The 18,381-nt window shown below is 73.0% G+C and carries 13 protein-coding genes; 4 read left to right on the top strand and 9 right to left on the bottom strand.

The genetic code is table 11. The features are described from left to right. The first annotated feature begins 23 nt into the window (after window positions 1-23). The 4 genes from AAT21_RS18660 (at window position 24) to AAT21_RS18645 (ending at window position 7,303) form a co-directional block, all read left to right on the top strand. On the top strand, window positions 24-983 hold the full coding sequence (locus AAT21_RS18660) for a polyphosphate kinase 2 family protein (protein ID WP_046777956.1): 960 nt from the start codon (window positions 24-26) through the stop codon (window positions 981-983). Between the two features lie 14 nt (window positions 984-997). Then, on the top strand, window positions 998-3,718 hold the full coding sequence (locus AAT21_RS18655; protein ID WP_046777955.1) for a cation-translocating P-type ATPase: 2,721 nt from the start codon (window positions 998-1,000) through the stop codon (window positions 3,716-3,718). Further along, window positions 3,718-5,475, top strand: a complete 1,758-nt coding sequence (locus AAT21_RS18650; protein ID WP_046777954.1) for a SulP family inorganic anion transporter — start codon at window positions 3,718-3,720, stop codon at window positions 5,473-5,475. The genes AAT21_RS18655 and AAT21_RS18650 overlap by 1 nt, the downstream gene beginning before the upstream one ends. Window positions 5,476-5,569: 94 nt before the next feature. After that, window positions 5,570-7,303: an alpha/beta hydrolase gene (locus AAT21_RS18645; protein WP_079025790.1), complete on the top strand. Its 1,734-nt coding sequence runs from the start codon at window positions 5,570-5,572 to the stop codon at window positions 7,301-7,303. Between the two features lie 23 nt (window positions 7,304-7,326). On the opposite strand, the gene AAT21_RS18640 is transcribed toward AAT21_RS18645, so the two are convergent. The 9 genes from AAT21_RS18640 to AAT21_RS18600 form a co-directional block, all read right to left on the bottom strand. Then, window positions 7,327-8,082: a CPBP family intramembrane glutamic endopeptidase gene (locus tag AAT21_RS18640; RefSeq protein ID WP_079025789.1), complete on the bottom strand. Its 756-nt coding sequence runs from the start codon at window positions 8,080-8,082 to the stop codon at window positions 7,327-7,329. A 71-nt stretch (window positions 8,083-8,153) separates the two neighbouring features. Beyond that, window positions 8,154-9,353 carry a S8 family peptidase gene (locus tag AAT21_RS18635; RefSeq protein WP_046777953.1) on the bottom strand — a complete coding sequence of 400 codons (1,200 nt, stop codon included), beginning with the start codon at window positions 9,351-9,353 and terminating at the stop codon, window positions 8,154-8,156. A 441-nt stretch (window positions 9,354-9,794) separates the two neighbouring features. Further along, window positions 9,795-11,150, bottom strand: coding sequence for an NADP-specific glutamate dehydrogenase (gene gdhA / locus AAT21_RS18630; protein ID WP_046777952.1), 1,356 nt, complete (start codon window positions 11,148-11,150; stop codon window positions 9,795-9,797). Between the two features lie 210 nt (window positions 11,151-11,360). Further along, window positions 11,361-11,501, bottom strand: coding sequence for a hypothetical protein (locus AAT21_RS39125; protein WP_235439065.1), 141 nt, complete (start codon window positions 11,499-11,501; stop codon window positions 11,361-11,363). 275 nt (window positions 11,502-11,776) lie between these two features. Further along, window positions 11,777-13,657: an HAD-IA family hydrolase gene (locus AAT21_RS18620; protein ID WP_046777951.1), complete on the bottom strand. Its 1,881-nt coding sequence runs from the start codon at window positions 13,655-13,657 to the stop codon at window positions 11,777-11,779. Window positions 13,658-14,246: 589 nt separating this feature from the next. Next, entirely contained in the window at window positions 14,247-15,353 is a 1,107-nt protein-coding gene (locus AAT21_RS18615; RefSeq protein WP_046777950.1) for an ABC transporter ATP-binding protein, read from the bottom strand. 8 nt (window positions 15,354-15,361) lie between these two features. Continuing rightward, on the bottom strand, window positions 15,362-16,219 hold the full coding sequence (locus tag AAT21_RS18610; protein WP_046777949.1) for an ABC transporter permease: 858 nt from the start codon (window positions 16,217-16,219) through the stop codon (window positions 15,362-15,364). Then, entirely contained in the window at window positions 16,207-17,139 is a 933-nt protein-coding gene (locus AAT21_RS18605; RefSeq protein ID WP_046778467.1) for an ABC transporter permease, read from the bottom strand. The genes AAT21_RS18610 and AAT21_RS18605 overlap by 13 nt, the downstream gene beginning before the upstream one ends. Window positions 17,140-17,197: 58 nt before the next feature. Then, complete coding sequence (locus AAT21_RS18600) at window positions 17,198-18,352, bottom strand: ABC transporter substrate-binding protein (RefSeq protein ID WP_046777948.1); 1,155 nt, start codon at window positions 18,350-18,352, stop codon at window positions 17,198-17,200. Window positions 18,353-18,381: the final 29 nt, after the last annotated feature.

The following is an 18,381-nucleotide window of genomic DNA, read 5'->3' as shown; positions in this document are numbered from 1 at the left end:
GTCCGGCGAAGGGCTGATGGGTGATGTCGGACGAGAGAGCCGAGCGCATCGCGGAGTTCATCGAGCCGTTGCGGGTGGAACCGGGGTCCGAGGTGCGCCTCGGCCGGGACTTCGATCCCCGCTACAAGGCCGGCCTGAAGAAACGGGACGGCGCCGAGCTGCTGCGTACCGGGGTGTCGTTGCTGGCCGAGTACCAGGGCCGGCTGGCCGCCCAGGACACGTACGGTGTACTGCTGTGCCTCCAGGCCATCGACGCCGGGGGCAAGGACGGGACGATCCGTCACGTGATGAGCGGGGTCAATCCCCAGGGCGTGCGGGTCAGCAGCTTCAAGGTGCCCTCGGCCGAGGAGCTCGACCACGACTACCTGTGGCGGTACGCCCGCCGGCTGCCGGCGCGCGGCGAGATCGCCATCTTCAACCGCTCGCACTACGAGGAGGTCCTCGTCGTACGGGTCCACCCCGAGCACCTCGTCCGGCAGAAGCTGCCGCCGGAGGCGGGCGGGCCGAAGGTGTGGGACCGGCGCTACCGGGAGATCAACCGGTGGGAGCACTACCTCACCGACAACGGATTCAAGGTGGTGAAGATCTTCCTCAACCTGTCCCGGGAGGAGCAGCGCGCCCGCTTCCTGAAGCGCATCGACCGGCCGGAGAAGAACTGGAAGTTCTCCGCAGCCGATGTCCGCGAGCGGGCCCGGTGGGACGACTACCAGCACGCGTTCTCCGCGATGCTGTCGGCCACGAGCACGAAGTGGGCGCCGTGGTACGTGGTCCCCGCGGACCGGAAGTGGTTCGCCCGGATCTGCTCGGCGGCGGTCCTCGCGCACACCCTGATGGACATCGACCCCCAGTACCCCGACGTGGGGGAAGAGGCACGCAAGGCCCTGCTCGTCACCCGACGGGAACTGGAACGGGAGGCCCCCGCCGGAGCGCCGGCCGATCCGTACGCCGCCTCCCGGCGGCACGGGAAGAAGAAGCGCGGCTGAAGCCGGAGGCGACGATGACGGTGCGGGCGGAATCTGCGGGAGAGGGGTCCCGGGCTCCGGGGGACGACTGGTACGCGCGCCCTCCCCGGGAGGTCGCGGCCGCGTTCGGCGTCGACCCGGCGGTCGGCCTGTCCGCGGCCCGGGCCGCGGAACTCCTGGCCGCGCACGGGCCGAACGCGCTGCCCGCGGAGGAACCGACCCCGGCCTGGCGCCGGTTCCTCGCCCAGTACCGCAGCTACATGCAGATCGTCCTGCTGGTCGCGGCGGCCGTCTCGCTGCTCATCCGGGAGTGGACCACCGCGGTCCTGCTGATCGTGCTGACCCTGCTGAACGCGGTGGTGGGCCTGCGCCAGGAGGGCAAGGCCGAGAGCGCGATGAACGCGCTGCAGTCGATGATGAAGGCGACGTCGCGGGTGCGCAGGGACGGGACGGAGGCCGAGATCCCCGCGGAGCAGCTCGTCGTCGGTGACGTGGTGCTCATCGCCGCCGGGGACCAGGTGGGGGCGGACGGGCGGATCGTCGAGGCCAGCGCCCTGCAGATCGACGAGTCGGCGCTGACCGGCGAGAGCGTGCCCGCGGCGAAGGACTCCGGCACGCTGGCGGGCTCCCTGCCGGCGCCCGGCGACCGGACGAACATGGCGTTCATGAACACGCCGGTCACCCACGGCAGCGGCGTGCTCGTCGTCACCGCGACCGGCGCCGGAACGGAACTGGGGAAGATCTCCGGGATGCTGGCGGTCACCGGGAAGGAGGTGCCGCCGCTCACCAAGGAGCTCGACACCCTGACGCTGTGGATCACGGCCGCCGCGGGCCTGACCATGATCGTGATGTTCGCCCTGGGGCGGCAGCGCGACCAGGCCTGGGATGTGCTGTTCGTCAGCGCGGTCTCGCTGGCCATCGCCGCCATCCCCGAGGCCCTGCCGACGGTGACGCAGGCGATCCTGTCCGTCGGCAGCCTCAACCTGGCGAAGCGCAACGCCATCGTCAAGGAGCTGCCGTCGGTCGAGACGCTGGCATTCACATCGGCGATCAACTCCGACAAGACCGGCACCCTGACGATGAACCAGATGACCGCCGTCGAAGTGCTCAGTCCCACCGACCGGTACACGGTCTCGGGCACGGGGTACGGGTTGGAGGGGCGGGTCCACCACGCGGCGGGCTCCGCCGCCGGCATCGAGGACGCGATCCTGCCGTACGTGGTGGCCAGCGACGCGAAGCTGGTGGACGGCGCGGTGGTGGGCGATCCCACCGAGGGCGCTCTGCTGGTCCTCGCGCACAAGGCCGGGCTGGACGTCGACGCCACCAGGGCGGGGCTGCCGCGGCTCGCCACGCTGCCCTTCGACCCCGGCTACAAGCTGATGGCCACCTTCAACGAGGCCCGCGACGAGTCCGGCCGGCGGGTCGTGCGCTGCTTCGTCAAGGGCGCGGTCCCGGCGGTGGTGGCACGGGCCGCCACCGCGCTCGCGGCGGGCAGGACCGTCCCGTGGGACGGCGAGCTGGCGGCGCGCGCCGGAGAGCAGACCGAGCGGATGGGCGGTGAGGGACGCCGGGTGATGGCCTCGGCGACCCGGGACCTGGACCCGGCCGCCTTCGACCCGGAGGGCGATCTCCTCGCGTACGTCACGGACCTGCGGATGACCAGCCTCGTCGGGATGGTCGACCCGCCGCGCGAGGAGGCCAGGGCCGCCGTGGCCGCGGCCCGGGCGGGCCACATCCGGGTCCGCATGGTGACGGGTGACGACGTCACCACCGGTGCGGCGATCGCCCGGCAGCTCGGCATCCCGGGCGAGGCGATCCTCGGCGCCGACTTCGCCGCCCTGAGCGAGGAGGAGCAGGTCGCCCGGATCGACGGCATCGGTGTGGTGGGGCGGGTCGCGCCGGAGCACAAGGTGCTGCTCGCCGACACCCTCAAGAAGAGGGGCGACGTCGTCGCGATGACGGGGGACGGCGTCAACGACGCTCCCGCCATCAAGGCCGCGGACATCGGCATCGCCATGGGCAGTGGCACGGACGTCGCGAAGAACGCCGGACGCATGATCCTCTCCGACGACAACTTCGCGACGATCGTCTATGCCGTGGAGCAGGGCCGGAGGATCTACGACAACCTCACCAAGTACATCCGGTTCGTCCTGCTCCTGCTGGTCACCTTCGTCCTGACCTTCCTCGGGGCGACGGTGTTCAACATCGCCGCCGGGGAGCCCTTCACCCCGCCGCAGGTGCTGTGGATCCACTTCGTGGTCAACGCCTCGTTCGGCTTCGCGCTGGGCTTCGACCGGGAGAGCCCGGGGCTGATGGAGCGCAGGCCGCGTCCGCGCGGGGAGTCGGTGCTCACCCGGCCCGTGCTGATCACGGTGGGACTGGGCGGACTGGCGATCACCGTGGTCCTGCTCGGGCTGATCACGCTCGGCACGTCCCACTTCGACGGGGTCGGGACCGGTCGGTCCATCGCGTTCACCGCCTTCGCGCTCTGTCTGATCGTGGCCGCGTTCGAGTGCCGCAGCGAGACGGAGTCGGTGCTGACCCCGTCGACCTTCGACAGCCGGCAGATGAACTGGGTGGCGCTGGCCCAGTTCGTGCTGGCGGTGCTGGTCACCCAGATGGACGGCTTCCGCCGCCTCCTGGGGACGACGGAGATCGACGCCAGGCAGTTCGGCTGGGCGTTGCTGGCCGCCGTCGCACTCCTGATCCTGTGGGAGCTGGGCAAGCTCGTGGCCCGCCGGTCACGGGGCCGCTGATGGGCGGGAGTCCCGCGCCTGCCCGCCACCGGACCCGCAGGCTCCTCCCCCGGCTGGAGGCGGCCGTCCCCGGGATCCGGGCTGTCTCGACCTACCGGCGGGAGTGGCTGGTCAAGGACCTGGTGGCGGGGGTCGTGCTGACCACCCTGCTGGTACCGCAGGGCATGGCGTACGCCGAGCTGGCGGGCCTGCCGGCCATCACCGGCCTGTACACGACGGTGCTCTGCCTGCTCGGCTACGCGGTGTGCGGGCCGTCCCGGATCCTGGTGCTGGGCCCGGACTCCGCGCTGGGGCCCATGATCGCGGCCACCGTCCTGCCGCTGGTGGCCGCCGACGGGGATCCCGACCGGGCCGTGGCGCTGGCGTCGGTGCTCGCACTGATGGTCGCGGCGATCATGATCCTGGCCTCGGTGGCCAAGCTCGGCTTCATCGCCGACCTGATCTCCAAGCCGACGATGATCGGCTACATGAACGGTCTGGCGCTGACCATTCTGATCGGCCAGCTGCCCAAGCTGTTCGGCTTCAAGGCCGAGGCGGACAGCCTGATCGGCGAGTTCACCGGCTTCGTCACGGGCCTCGCCGACGGGGCCGCGGTACCCGCCGCCGCCGCGGTCGGTATCGGCGGGATCGTCGTCGTGCTGGTGCTGCAGCGCTTCCTGCCGAAGGTGCCGGCGGTCCTCGTGATGGTGGTCCTGGCCATCACCGCGGCCGTCGTCCTCGACCTGGGCGACCGCGGCGTGTCCCTGGTGGGGCAACTGCCCGAGGGCTTCCCGCCCTTCACCGTCCCCGACGTGCGCCTCTCCGACCTGCCGCTGCTGCTGGGCGGCGCGCTGGGCATCGCCCTGGTGTCGCTGGCCGACACGATCTCCAACGCGTCCGCCTTCGCGGCCCGTACGGGGCAGGAAGTCCACGGCAACCAGGAGATGACCGGCGTCGGCGTGGCCAACCTGGCGGCCGGCCTCTTCCAGGGCTTCCCCATCAGCACCAGCGGATCCCGTACGGCGGTCGCGGAACGCGCGGGGGCCAGGACCCAGCTCACCGGGGTCGTCGGGGCGGTGCTCATCGTCCTCATGCTCGTGCTGGTTCCGGGACTGTTCCGCGACCTCCCCCAGCCGGCGCTCGCCGCCGTCGTCATCACGGCCTCGCTGTCCCTGGCCGACGTCCCCGGAGCCGTGCGGCTGTGGCGGCAGAGCCGTACGGAGTTCCTGCTGTGCTGTGCGGCCTTCCTCGGCGTGGCCCTGCTCGGCGTGCTGCCCGGGATCGCCATCGCCGTGGCGCTCTCCGTCCTCAACGTCTTCCGGCGGGCGTGGTGGCCGTACCGCACCGTGCTCGGCCGGGTGCCGGACCTCGAGGGTTATCACGACGTCCGCTCCTACCCGCGGGCCCGGCAGCTGCCGGGCCTGGTGGTCTACCGGTTCGACGCGCCGCTCTTCTTCGCCAACGCCAAGACCTTCCGCGACGAGATCAGGCGGCTGGCCGCCGCGGATCCGCCGCCGACCTGGATCGTGGTCGCGGCCGAGCCGATGACCGATGTGGACACCACCGCGGCCGATGTCCTGGAGGACCTCGACGAGGAACTCAACGCGAGCGGCGTGCACCTGGTGTTCGCCGAGCTGAAGGATCCGGTGCGACGGAAGATCGAGCGCTTCGACCTCACCCGCACCATCGACCCCGGTCACTTCTTCCCCACGGTGGGGGCCGCCGTCGCCGCGTTCCGCCGGCTCACCGGGGCCGACTGGACGGACCGGGACGGCTGACCGGACGCCCGCGCACCGGGCCGGTACGCGGGGCCCCGCGGCCCGGATGGCAGGTACGGCCGCGCCGCGGGACCATGGCCTCCGGAGGACAGCGATGACCATTGATCCGCCGGTTTCCGAGGCAGACGAACCGGCCGAGCAGGGCGAGCGGCCGGAACAGACCGAACAGGCCGAACAGGCCCGCGCGTCCGGGAAGCGACGTCGCCGGGTGCGCGTCACGCTGCCGGGGTGCTGGGGTGCGCTCGTCCTCGCCTGTCTGTCCTTCACCCCGTCGCTGCTGCCTCGCGGCGGCGTGCTCCAGGGGCTGATCTGCGGCATCAGCGCGGCCATCGGCTACGGGCTCGGCCTGGTCGCCGCCTTCGTGTGGCGCGCCTTCGCCGACCGGGACGCCCGGAGCCCCTCGCGCCGGTCCTGGCTCGTCCTGGTGGGCTGCGCGGTCGTGCTGTTCGGCCTGGCGTTCGGGCTGGGGCAGTACTGGCAGCAGCGGATCCGCGGGCTCATGGGGGTCACCGACTACAGCGCACTCGCCACCGTCGCCTCCCCGTTCGTCGCGCTGCTCGTCTTCTACCTGCTGCTGATGGCCGGGCGCGGCCTGCGGCGGCTGTACCACTGGGCGGCGCGGCTGCTCGGGCGCCGGATCGGGCCGCGGGCGGCCCGGGTGGTCGGCTGGGTCCTGGTGGCAGGGGTGGCGTGGTCGCTGGTCAGCGGGGTGCTGCTGGGCGGCTTCGTGAACGCGGCGAACGAGGCGTTCGGCGTACGCGACACGCAGACGCCCGAGGGGGTGCAGCGGCCGACGTCCGTCCTGCGCTCGGGCGGGCCCGGCTCTCTCGTGCCGTGGGACTCGCTGGGCCGGCAGGGCCGGGCCTTCACCGGCAGCGGCCCGACGGCCGCGGAGATCGGCGCGTTCACCCGCCGTACGGCGCAGGAGCCGGTACGCGCGTACGCCGGGCTGTCGACCGCCGAGGACGCGGAGACCCGGGCGGAGCGGGCCGTCGCGGACCTCCGGCGGGCGGGCGGCTTCGAGCGGGAGAACCTGCTCGTGATGACCACCACGGGAAGCGGCTGGGTCGATCCCGCCGCCGTGGACTCCTTCGAGTACCTCGGCAACGGCGACTCCGCCACCGTGGCGATGCAGTACTCGTACCTGCCGTCGTGGCTCTCGTACCTCGTCGACCAGTCCAAGGCGCGCGAGGCGGGCCGCGAGCTCTTCGACGCGGTGTACGACGTGTGGTCCAAGCTGTCCCAGGACGAGCGGCCGCGGCTGTTCGTGGCGGGTGAGAGCCTGGGGTCGTTCGGCGGCGAGGCGGCCTTCAGCGGGGAGTACGACCTGCGCAACCGCACCGCCGGCACCCTGTTCGCCGGTCCGCCCAACTTCAACACGCTCTTCCGCGAGTTCAGTGACCACCGCGACGCGGGCACCCCGGAGATCGAGCCCGTCTACAAGGAGGGGCGCACGGTCCGGTTCACCGACGATCCGGTCAGCGGGATCCCTCCGGCGGACCGCGGATGGGACGGCACGCGGGTTCTCTACCTGATGCACCCGTCCGACCCGATCGTCTGGTGGAGTCCCGCCCTGGCCCTGTCCGAACCCGACTGGATCGGCGAGGCGCCCGGCAAGGACGTGCTGGAGGAGATGGTCTGGATGCCCTTCGTGACCTTCTGGCAGGTCACCGCCGACCTGCCGTTCTCGACGGGCGTGCCGGACGGGCACGGTCACACCTACAAGGCGGCCTACGTCGACGGCTGGAACGCCGCGATGCGGCCGGAGGGGTTCACGGCGCAGGACCTGGAGAAGCTGCGGGGCATCGTCAGTCCGCCGCAGGACTGAGCCCGGCCATGGCCGCCGCCCGGTCAGGGCAGCAGGAAGGCGGCCACGTAGCCGAACGCGTTGACCGCCCAGTGCAGGCCCATGGGGGCCAGCAGACTGCCGCTGCGGCGGCGCAGTTCGCAGAACAGGACCCCCGCCGCGGCGGTGAACAGCACGGTGGCGCCGACGGCCAGGGCGGCGCCGGCCGCGGAGTCGCCGAAGACCACGGTCAGGGCGGGTTTCGCGGTCGCCAGGCGCAGTGAGGGCAGGACGTGCCACAGGCCGAACAGCAGGCTCGACACGGCCGTCGCCCGCAGCACGCCGTGGGTACGGCACACCAGGCCGTGGAGTACGCCGCGGAAGGCGACCTCTTCCAGCAGGACGGTCCCGACGGGGACCAGCACCAGGACGCGCAGGGCGAGCTCGCCCGCGCCCATCCCGGCGTGGCGCCGGTCCTCGAAGAGGGTCCTGGTGGCCGGCAGCAGGGCGCCGGCCAGGTAGACGACCGCGACGAGGCCGATCAGGGCAAGTGCCCAGCGGGCGCCGCGGCCGAACGTGCCGGGGCCCAGGCCCGCGTCCGCCCGGGTACCGCCCGCCCCGCGGAGCACGCCGAGCAGCAGGGCGCTCGCCACGACGGCCGTGACCAGGCCGGAGAGGCCGCTCCCGTAGTGCACGGCCAGATTGGCGGCGACGAGGACGGCCAGGGTGAGCCCCACGGCCGGCCAGGTGCCGAGGGGGCCGCGCCGTCGGGGCCCCGGCGCCTCGCGGGGCTCGGCGTCACCGGGGTCGCCGCTGGGCATGACGTCCACGCTACGCCGGGGAGCGGCCCCCCGCTGTGCGGAGGGCCGCTCCCTACAGGCCTGCCGAAACGTTACGGCGCAATCTTCAGCAGCTTGTTCGCGGTGCCGGAGGACGGGTTCTTGATGGCTCCCTTCGTCGCGGCCCCGGTCAGCGCGGCGGCCGTGTCGGCCGGCGTCGCGGACGGGTTGGCCGCCAGGTACAGGGCGGCGGCGCCCGCCACGTGCGGGGCGGCCATCGAGGTTCCGGAGATCGTCTTGACCCCGGTGTCACTGTCGTTCCAGGCCGACGTGATCTCCGAGCCCGGGGCGTAGAGGTCCACGACCGAGCCGAAGTTCGAGAAGTCGGACTGCTGGTCGCCCTCGGTGCTGGACGCGACCGTGAGGGCTTCGGGCACCCGGGAGGGGGAGCCCTGGCCCGCGTCGGAGGACTCGTTGCCGGCCGCCACGGCGAAGCTGATGCCGGCGTCGATCGCCCGCTTGACCGCCGCGTCCAGTGCCGGGTCGACGCCGCCGCCGAGGCTCATGTTGGCGACCGACGGGCCGGAGTGGTTCTTCGTCACCCAGTCGATGCCCGCCACGACCTGCTCGGTGGTGCCGGAGCCGTTGTCGTCCAGCACCCGCACGGCGACGATCTTGGCCTTCTTGGCGACGCCGTGCGCGGTGCCGGCGATGGTTCCGGCCACGTGCGTTCCGTGCCCGTTGCCGTCGTCGGCGCTCTCGTCGTTGTCGATCGCGTCGAAGCCGCTGGTGGCCCGGCCGCCGAAGTCCTTGTGCGTGATGCGGACCCCGGTGTCGATGACGTAGGCCGTGACCCCCTCGCCGCCGCCGTCGGGGTAGGTGTACTTCTGGTCGCCGGCCGTGGCGGCCTGGTCGATCCGGTCCAGGCCCCAGGACGGGGGCTTGTCCTGGGTCTCGTTGATGGTGAAGCGCTTGTTCTGCACGACCGTGCCGACGGCGGGGTCGGCGGCGAGGCGCTTGGCCTCCTTCTCCGTCAGACCGGAGGCCGAGAAACCGTTGACATTGGAGCCGTAGGAGCGCTCCAGCTTGCCGCCGTACTTCTTCGCCAGGTCCTCCTTGTTCGCGGATGCGTCGAGGATGACGACGAAGCTGCCGTCCACGGAGCCGGGGGCACCGAGGCCGTGCACAGTCCCTTCGGCCGGAGTGGCCGCCCCTGCGATGGGGCTCGCGAACAGGGCCGCGGCGACCGCTGTCGCGGCTCCCGCTCCTATGGCCGTGTTGCGAACAGCTTTGGACCGCTTGTGAGTTGCCATGTAGAAGGTTCTCCTCGTGTTGACGTGTGGGGCGTCAAACGCTCTGCAGAACCCTGTTCCGATTGACAGGAGCAAATCAAGGGCGAACCCGGGGTAAGGACTTGTTCAACAAGGTTTCTGAATAGGCCCTCCACACCTCCTCCACCTCGCACACGCGTTCTCACGAACTCCTGCGTGTAATAGGCACGTTCTTTCGGCGGCACGCTGCCGGCGGGCCTCGCCGCGGTGGATGCGGGCGGACAGGCCGGGCACCTCGGCGGCGAGGCGCGCTACGGCGTTTCTTGAGCCGCCGGCTCCGGAGCGCGGGCGGATGGCGGGCGAGCCATGCGGCGCCGCCGGATCCGGCGGCAGGCGTTACATGGCCGCGGACGCACCGGAGCGGTCCGGGGACGCGTGTCCCGGACCGCTCCGGTGTGCCGTGGGGGCGGTGCGGTCGCCCGATCAGATGACGCCCTGGGCCAGCATCGCGTCCGCGACCCGCTCGAAGCCGGCGATGTTCGCGCCGGTGACGTAGTCGCCCGGGGCGCCGTACCGCTCGGCGGTCTCGTGGGCGACGGCGTGGATCGAACGCATGATGGCGGCGAGCTCGTCCTCCACCCGCTGCGCGCTCCACGCCACCCGGCCGGCGTTCTGGCTCATCTCCAGCGCGCTGACCGCGACCCCGCCCGCGTTGGCGGCCTTGCCGGGCCCGAAGGCGACCCCGGCCTGCTGCAGGATCCGTACGGCCTCGGGCGTGGTCGGCATGTTGGCGCCCTCGGAGACCGCCTTGACGCCGGCCGCCACGAGCGTACGGGCGTCCTGCGCGTCCAGTTCGTTCTGCGTGGCGGAGGGGAAGGCGATGTCCGCCGGCACCTCCCAGACCCGCCTGGCGGGCACGAACCGCGCCGAGGCCCCGCGCCGTTCCGCGTACTGCATCACGCGTCCGCGCTCGACCTCCTTGACCTGCTGGAGCAGGGCCAGGTCGATGCCCTTCTCGTCGACGACGTAGCCCTGGGAGTCGGAGCAGGTCAGCGGGTTGGCGCCGAGCTGCTGGAGCTTTTCGATCGTGTACTGCGCGACGTTGCCGGAGCCGGAGACCACCGCGGTCAGCCCGTCCAGCGACTCGCCCCGGACCTTCAGCATCTCGGCTGCGAACAGCACGCTGCCGTAGCCGGTCGCCTGCGGCCGGATCGCGGAGCCGCCCCAGCCCTGGCCCTTGCCGGTCAGCACGCCGGCCTCCCACCGGTTGGTGATGCGCCGGTACTGGCCGAAGAGGTAGCCGATCTCGCGGCCGCCGACGCCGATGTCCCCCGCGGGCACGTCGGTGTGCTCACCGATGTGCCGGTGCAGCTCGGTCATGAAGGACTGGCAGAAGCGCATGACCTCGGCGTCCGACCGGCCGCGCGGGTCGAAGTCGCTGCCGCCCTTGCCGCCGCCGATCCCGAGGCCGGTCAGGGCGTTCTTGAAGATCTGCTCGAAGCCGAGGAACTTCACCACGCCGATGTCCACCGACGGGTGGAAGCGCAGGCCGCCCTTGTAGGGGCCGAGGGCGCTGTTGAACTCGACACGGTAGCCGCGGTTGACATGGACCCGGCCGCGGTCGTCCTGCCACGGGACACGGAAGACGATCTGCCGCTCCGGCTCGGTGAGCCGCTCGACCAGGGCCACGGCCGGGTCGGCGTACTCGGGCCGGGCGGTGAAGACGGGAGCCAGGGTCTCGAGGACCTCCCGTACCGCCTGGTGGAACTCGGGCTGCGCGGGGTTGCGGCGCTCGATCTCGGCCCGCAGTGCTTCCAGCCTGTCCTTCGAGTCCTTCACGTGTGTCCTTCCAGGAGTGCGCGGCGCGCGGACGACGGCAGGTGCGTGGTCCGCGCGGTCCGCGAATGCCGGTCGCTTCCGAGTGCAGTGCAGCACGCTGCGCACACGCGCTTTCGGAAGAGTTCTTCCGGAGGGCGGCCCCCTTCGCGGAGGCTACCCCCCGCGATGCCGATCCGGGCAAGGCTTCTGCCCTGCGGACAAAAAAGCGCGTCAGCCGTCGCTGCCGGTCCCCCGGCCGGGTGCGCTCATGTCCCCCGTCGCGGGAACGCCGTCGGCGAGGCCGTAGCGCAGGAACACGGTGCCCGTCGGGCCGGCGGCCGGGGGTTCGAGGAGCGTGAGGCTGGTGGGCACCTCACCCCCGTCGAACCCTTCTTCCCGACACCGAGCACGATCGGGTGCGCCCAGAGGTCAAGACGGTCGAAGAGCTTCTCGCGCAGTGGGGTCTGCACGAGGTTCAGGCTGCCGACGACTTTCACGTGCTCGTGCCGGTCGCGGATCTCGCGCACGGCGGCGGCGAGGTCCGTTCCCCGGCGGCCTCGTCCAGCAGGGGCGCCTGCCGGCCGCCGAACGGGAACTCGACCGGGTCCTCGTCGGGGCCGCCGGCCGGCCGTCCCGCCGTACGGCCTTCACGCGGGCCGGTCGAAGCGGAAGGTGGTGACCACCGCCGCGTGGTCGGAGGGCCAGTCGTTGGCCGCGACGTCCGGCCAGGGGGCGATGCGGCCCGTGGCCAGGGTGGTCGAGTCCAGGACGGTGAGGCGGTCGCCGGCGTGGAGCACGAAGTCGATGCGGTCCTGGGGCTCCGGGCGGCCGCTGCCGTGCTCGTGCCGCGGGTGGACGGGAGACCACGTGGTTCCGGGGTCCGTCACCGGGTCCGGGTGCGCCTCCCGGTAGGAGTCGCGCAGCCCGGCGCGTTCCACGGCGCGGGAGACCGGCCAGTCCACGGGGCCGTGCCCGCCGTGTAGCCGGGCCGCCCCGGCCGTCCAGTCCAGGTGCGAGGGGGCGTTGAAGTCGCCGACGAGCAGGACCGGGGTACGGTCGGCCGCGGCCAGGTCCGGGGCCATCCGGGCCAGGATCTCCCCGATCTGGCGGACCCGTCCCGATTCCCTTTCGCGGTCCGCCAGTTCGGGTGCGCCGAGGCCGTCGAAACAGGCGTCGTAGGGGCCGTACGGCGTGTGGTTGAGGTGGGCGGTCCACAGCACCAGTTCGTGCGGGGCGCCGTCGGGGTGCTCGTCGAGGCGGATCCGGGCGCCCGCGGCCCCGTAGAAGCCGACGCCGGGATCGCCGAGGGTCTCCACGACGGGGTGGCGGCTGAGGATCGCGAGGTTCTCCCCGGCGCTGTGGTGGAACCAGCCGAGTGCGGCGGCGATTTCGGGCGCGGCGTGCACGGCGGACTCCTGGAGCCCGACGACGTCCACGTCGGCGGCGAGGAGCACGGCCAGTTGCTTGTCGCGGTGGTCGTCGACGGGAGCGCCGCCGAGCCACAGGTTCCAGCTCATCACCCGGACCCGGTCGAGCGGGGGCGCGTCCGCGGGCACCATGGGGATGCGGACGGTGAGGTGGGCGGTGGCGCCGTGCGCGTCGACCGCGGTGACCTTGGCGACGGCGACGGCGACGGCGGTGTCCGGGCCCGGTAGCGGCGAGGGGGTACCGCTCAGGGTGCCGTCGGCGTGGACGGTGAGCCAGTCGGGCCGGTCGGGCCGGTCGGCGGCGGCGAACGTCACGGGACGGGCCGCGCCGCGGACGAGACCCGAGACGCGGGCGGTGAAGGGCTGCCCGGCGCGGGCGCGGCGGGTGGTGAGCACGGGGACGAGGAACCGCGGCGCGGGTGCGTCGGCGACCAGTGCCCGCAGCCGGTCCAGGGTGGCCTCCTCCAGGGTGCGCAGCACCGTACGGCCGGGGGCCGGGTCGATCCGGACGGCGGACGGTACGGCGAGGACCTGGCAGCCGGCGGCTTCGGCGGAGGCGACGCCGGTGGGCGTGTCCTCGACGGCCACACAGGCGGCGGGCGGGACCCGCAGGGCGCGGCAGGCCGCGAGGTAGGGGTCGGGGTTGGGCTTGGTGAGGACGGTGTCGTCGGCCGTGACGGTGACCGTGAAACCGCCGTGGCCTGCCTCCGCGAGGGCTGCCACGACGGTCTCCGCGACCTCCCGGGGGGAGGCGGTGACGAGCGCGGTGGGGACGCCCTCGTCACGCAGCGCGCCGAGCAGGGCCAGTGCGCCGGGCAGGGGTACCACCCGGGTGCGGACCCGCTCGGCGAAGGCCCGGTGCAGTACGGCGGCGATCTCGGCGGCGGGTGCGCCGCTCCGGGCGGCGAGGAACCCGGCGGTGTGCGCCACGGGCCGGCCGAGCACGTCGGGCCGGTCGGCCTCGACGAGGACGTGCCCGAGCCGCCCGGCCGCTTCGGCCACGGTGTCCCACCACAGCTGTTCGGTGTCGACGAGGGTGCCGTCCATGTCGAAGAGGACGGCTTGCAGCGTCGGCGGGGCGGGCGTGTGCGTGGACGTCACGAACGGTGTCTCTTTCCGGTACGGGGTGGAGGGAAGGGGAGTCGGCCCCACGGCCGGGGCCGGAGCGGTGTCGGGACGGACGGGGCGCGAGACACTCCGCCGGCCGCCGCCGCGCCGGGCACCCACGCGCGAACGCGCCGACGCGGGCACGGATTCGGGTTCGGGCACGCGCGCGGACGCGTGGGCGGGCACGGACAGGGACTTCGGGCGGACGCCGGCAGGCGCGCGGGCGCACGGAAGCGGGCACGGACCCGACTCGGGCACGGACCCGGACCCGGGCACGAGCACGGACGCAGCCCCGGACGCGGGGGTGCGGCCCCGCAGGCCTGGCACCGTGCCGGCCGCAGGCCCGTGGCACCGTGCCTGCCCGCGCGAACCTATGGCCGCCCCGGTGTCAGGGAGTGCGCGGAGCGACCAGGACCGGACGCGGGCACGGGCACGAACGCGGACCCGGGCGCGGGCACGGGCACGGACCCAGTCCCGGACCCGGATGCAGACCCGGACCCGCGCGGGCCGCCGCCCGTGGCACCGTGCCGGCCGCAGGCCCGTGGCGCCGCGCCGGCCCGGGCGGCCCGCGGCCGCCCCGGTGTCAGGGGGTGCGCGGAGCGACCAGGACCGGGCGGTCCGGGAGGGAGAGGTGGACGGGCGCGCCCGCGGCCAGCGGCCCCGCTTCGTGCGCGGGGACGTCGGCCTTGACCCGGGTGCCGTCGGCCAGGGCGACGGTCACCCGGACGGTGGCGCCCAGGAACGAGGTGCCGACGACCCGGCCCTCCCCGTCCTCGGCGGCGGTGACGCCGAGGGACTCCGGCCGTACGAGGACGTCGACGTCGGCCGCGCCCCCGGTGCTCGGCGGGGCGCCGTCGACGGCGAGGTGCCGGCCCAGGACCGCGACGGTCGCGTCGGAGGCGCGCAGCCGGCCCGGTATACGGCTCATGGTGCCCACGAACTCCGCGACGAACGCCGTGGCGGGCCGGGCGTACAGCTCCGCGGGGGCGGCGCACTGCTCCAGGCGGCCGGCGCGCATGACCGCCACGCGGTCGGCCATGGAGAGCGCCTCCTCCTGGTCGTGGGTGATGAAGAGGGTGGTGATGCCGAGCTCCTGCTGAAGGCGGCGGATCTCCTCGCGCAGGCTCAGGCGCACCTTGGCGTCGAGGGCGGACAGCGGCTCGTCCAGGAGCAGGACCCGCGGGCGCAGGGCGAGGGCGCGGGCCAGTGCCACGCGCTGCTGCTGACCGCCGGAGAGCTGGTGGGGATAGCGGTCGCCCTTGTCGGCGAGGCCGACGAGTTCGAGTAGTTCCGCGGCGCGGGAGCACCGCTCGGCCGTGCGGACGCGGCGCATCCGTAGTCCGAAGGCGACGTTGTCGAGGGCGTTCAGGTGCGGGAAGAGGCTGTAGGACTGGAAGACCATGCCGGCGTCGCGACGGTGCGCGGGGACCGCGGTGACGTCCTCGCCGTCGACGAGGATCTCGCCCGAGTCTGGGTGTTCGAAGCCCGCCAGCATGCGCAGGGCGGTGGTCTTGCCGCAGCCTGACGGGCCGAGCAGGGCGAGGAGTTCGCCGGGGCGCACGGTCAGGTCGAGTCCGTCGAGGGCGGTGGTGGTGCCGAAGGACCGGCGCAGGCCGCGCAGTTCGACGGTGGCCGCGTCGGCCGGTGCGGGCGCGCCGTTCGCGGTCGGCGCGGGTGCGGTGAGGCTCATGGGGTCCGTCATTTCCGGTCGGTGGTCGAGGAGGGGGTGCGGCGGCCGCCGAGGCCGGCGAGGAACAGGAGCAGCAGCCAGGTGACCAGCAGGCTCATGACGGAGACGGCCACGGACATCTGGGCCTGCGAGCCGCTGATGTTGACGATCCAGACGGCGAACGGCCGGAAGCCGAGAAGCTGGGCGGTGGTGAACTCGCCGAGGACCAGGGCGAAGGTGAGGAAGGAGGCGCTCAGGAGGGCACCGCGCAGGTTCGGCAGGACGGCGCGCAGCAGGGCGTGCGGCAGGCTCGCGCCGCAGGAGCGGGCCGCCTCGACGAGGGTGCGGACGTCGATGGCGCGCAGTCCCGCGTCCAGGGCCCGGTGGACGAACGGCAGCGCCATCACGGCGTGGGCGAGGACCAGCACGAGGGGGAAGTCCGGGTTCTGGACAGCGACGAACGTCTGGAAGAGCGGGGTGCGGGAGAGATGCTCGGGTCCCCACTTCAGGACGGTCCCGATCCCGGCGACGAAGGCGATGGGCGGGACGACCAGCGGCAGGGAGCAGACGATCTCGACGACGGGCCGCAGCTTCGGCGCGCCCAGCCGCAGCGCCACCGTGGCGGGGACCATGAGCAGCAGGACGACCGCGATGGTGGCGGCGGCGAGTCCGAGGGAGAGCAGCAGGCTGGGCAGGAAGCCCTCGGTGTCCAGGATGCGGGTGTAGGCGTCGAGGTTGAGGCCCTGGCCGGGCACGTCGACGGTGAAGACGACGGAGGCGGCGAGCGGCACGAGGAAGTACAGGGCCGCGGCGGTCAGGACGAGGGCGCGCCAGGGGGTGGTGGCCCGGCCCGGGCGGGCGGCCGGGCGGGCGGTCAGGCGAGCCATCGTGCGCTCCGTCGTTGCAGGGGCAGGTAGACCGCCATCACGAGGCCCGCGACGAGGACCATGTCGAGGCTGAGGGCGAGGGCCACGTTCTCCTGTCCGATGAGCACGTTGCCGGAGATCGCGTCGGCGATCTGGAGCGTGACCAGCGGGACCGAGCTGCCGACCATGGCCGCGGCGGTGGCGTACGCGGCGAAGGCGCTGCCGAAGAGGAGCACGAGTCCGCCGAGGAGGGAGGGGGCGAGGACGGGCAGGGCGACGTGCTGCCAGTACTGGCGGTGGGTGGCGCCGTTGTTCTGGGCGGCTTCCCGCCACTGGGTGCGCAGCCCGTCCAGGGCGGGGGTGATGGTGAGGACCATGAGGGGGACGAGGAAGTAGAGGTAGACGAGGACGAGCCCCCAGAAGCTGTAGAGGCTCCAGCCGGTGTCGGCCAGGCTCAGCTCGCGGGTGAGGACGCCGGAGTTGCCGAGGGTGGCGACGAAGGCGAAGGCGAGGGGGACGCCGCCGAAGTTGGCGAGAACGCCGGAGGCGGTCAGTACGGCCTCGCGCAGAGCGCGCAGCGGGGAGGTGACGACGGCCTGGGCGAGGAGGAGGCCGAGGACGGCGGCGAGGACCGCCGAGGTGGCGGACAGTTTCACGCTGCCGACGAGGGCGGTGAGGTAGGCGCCCTGCCAGGAGGCGGTCAGGTTGCCGAGGCCGTACGAGGCGGCGCCGGTGACCGGGTCCTCGACCGTGAAGGCGCCGTCGAGCATGGCGACGGCGGGCAGGCCGAAGGCGACCGCGGTGAACAGCAGCAGGGGGACGACGGCGAGGGCGCCGGAGCGGCGGGTCCGCCGCCCGGTCCGGGCGGCGGGTGCGGGGGCGGGCGGGGCCGCCGGGGCGGCGGCCGCGGGTGACGCGGCCGCCGTGCGGGGTGTGGTCATGTCGGTGGTCATGAACTCGTGTCGGGGTCGGTGTCGCTACCGGTGGCCGGGCCGGCGGTCAGCCGGCGACCGCCTTGCCCCAGCTCTGGGCGAGGACGCCCTTGGCCTTGGTCTGCTGGGCCTCCGTGGGGAAGGCCGGAGTGCCGCTGACCTGGGGGAGCTTGGCGGCGGCGGCCTTGTCCAGAGTGCCGGCGCCTTCCATCGCGGCCATGAGCACCGGGCGGGCGTACCCCTTGAGCCACAGGTTCTGGCCCTCGGCGCTGTAGAGCCACTCCTGCCAGAGCCGGGCGGCCGCGGGGTGCGGGGCGTCCTTGTTGATGGCCTGGGCGTAGTACTGCGCGTACTTGCCGTCCTCGGGGACGGCGACCTTCCAGTCGACGCCCTTGCCCTTGAACTGGTCGGCGTAGCCGGCGTTCAGGTAGTCCCAGTCGATGCTGATGGGCGTCTCGCCCTTCTCGACGGTGGCCGGGGTGGACTCGACCGGCGTGTAGTTGCCGTTCTTCTTCAGCTGCCCGAAGAAGTCGATGCCGGGCTGGATGTCGTCGAGGGAGCCGCCGTTCGCGAGCGCGGCGGCGTAGACGCCGCCGAAGGCCGAGCCGGACTTGGTGGGGTTGCCGTTGAGGGCGACCTGGCCCTTGTACTCGGGCTTGAGGAGGTCCTTGAAGGTGGTGGGGCAGTTCCTGACCCGGCTCGCGTCGCAGCCGATGGAGATGTAGCCGCCGTAGTCGTTGTACCAGCGGGCCTGGTCGTCCCGCTGCGCCGAGGGGATGTCGCCGAAGGAGGCGACCCTGTACGGGGCGAACAGGTCCTGCTGGGCGCCGCTGACGGCGAAGGAGGTGCCGAGGTCGAGGACGTCGGGGGCGCGGTCCTGGCCCTTGCGGCTGGTGACGGCGTTGATCTCGTCCTGGCTGCTGCCGTCGGGGTTCTCCACCTCGACCTTGATGCCGTACTTCTGGGTGAAGCCGTCGATGAGGGCGCCGTAGTTGGCCCAGTCGCGGGGCAGGGCCATCGCGTGCAGGACGCCCTCCTTCTTGGCGGCCTCGACGAGGGCCTCCATCCCGCCGAAGTCCGCCGCGGAGGTCGCGGTGGCGGCGTCCTTGCCGGTGGCGGTCTTGTTGTCGGCCTTCTCGGGAGCGGCGCCGCAGGCGGTGAGGGTGAGGGCGGCGACGACGGCGAGGCAGCCGACGAGGGAGGCGTTTCTCGGCAGGGACACGGTCTCTCCTGGGAGGTTGCGCGGGGAAG

This window comes from Streptomyces yangpuensis, from assembly GCF_001005295.1.
GTDB lineage: Bacteria > Actinomycetota > Actinomycetes > Streptomycetales > Streptomycetaceae > Streptomyces > Streptomyces yangpuensis.
This window is presented reverse-complemented; position numbering and strand designations above follow the sequence as displayed.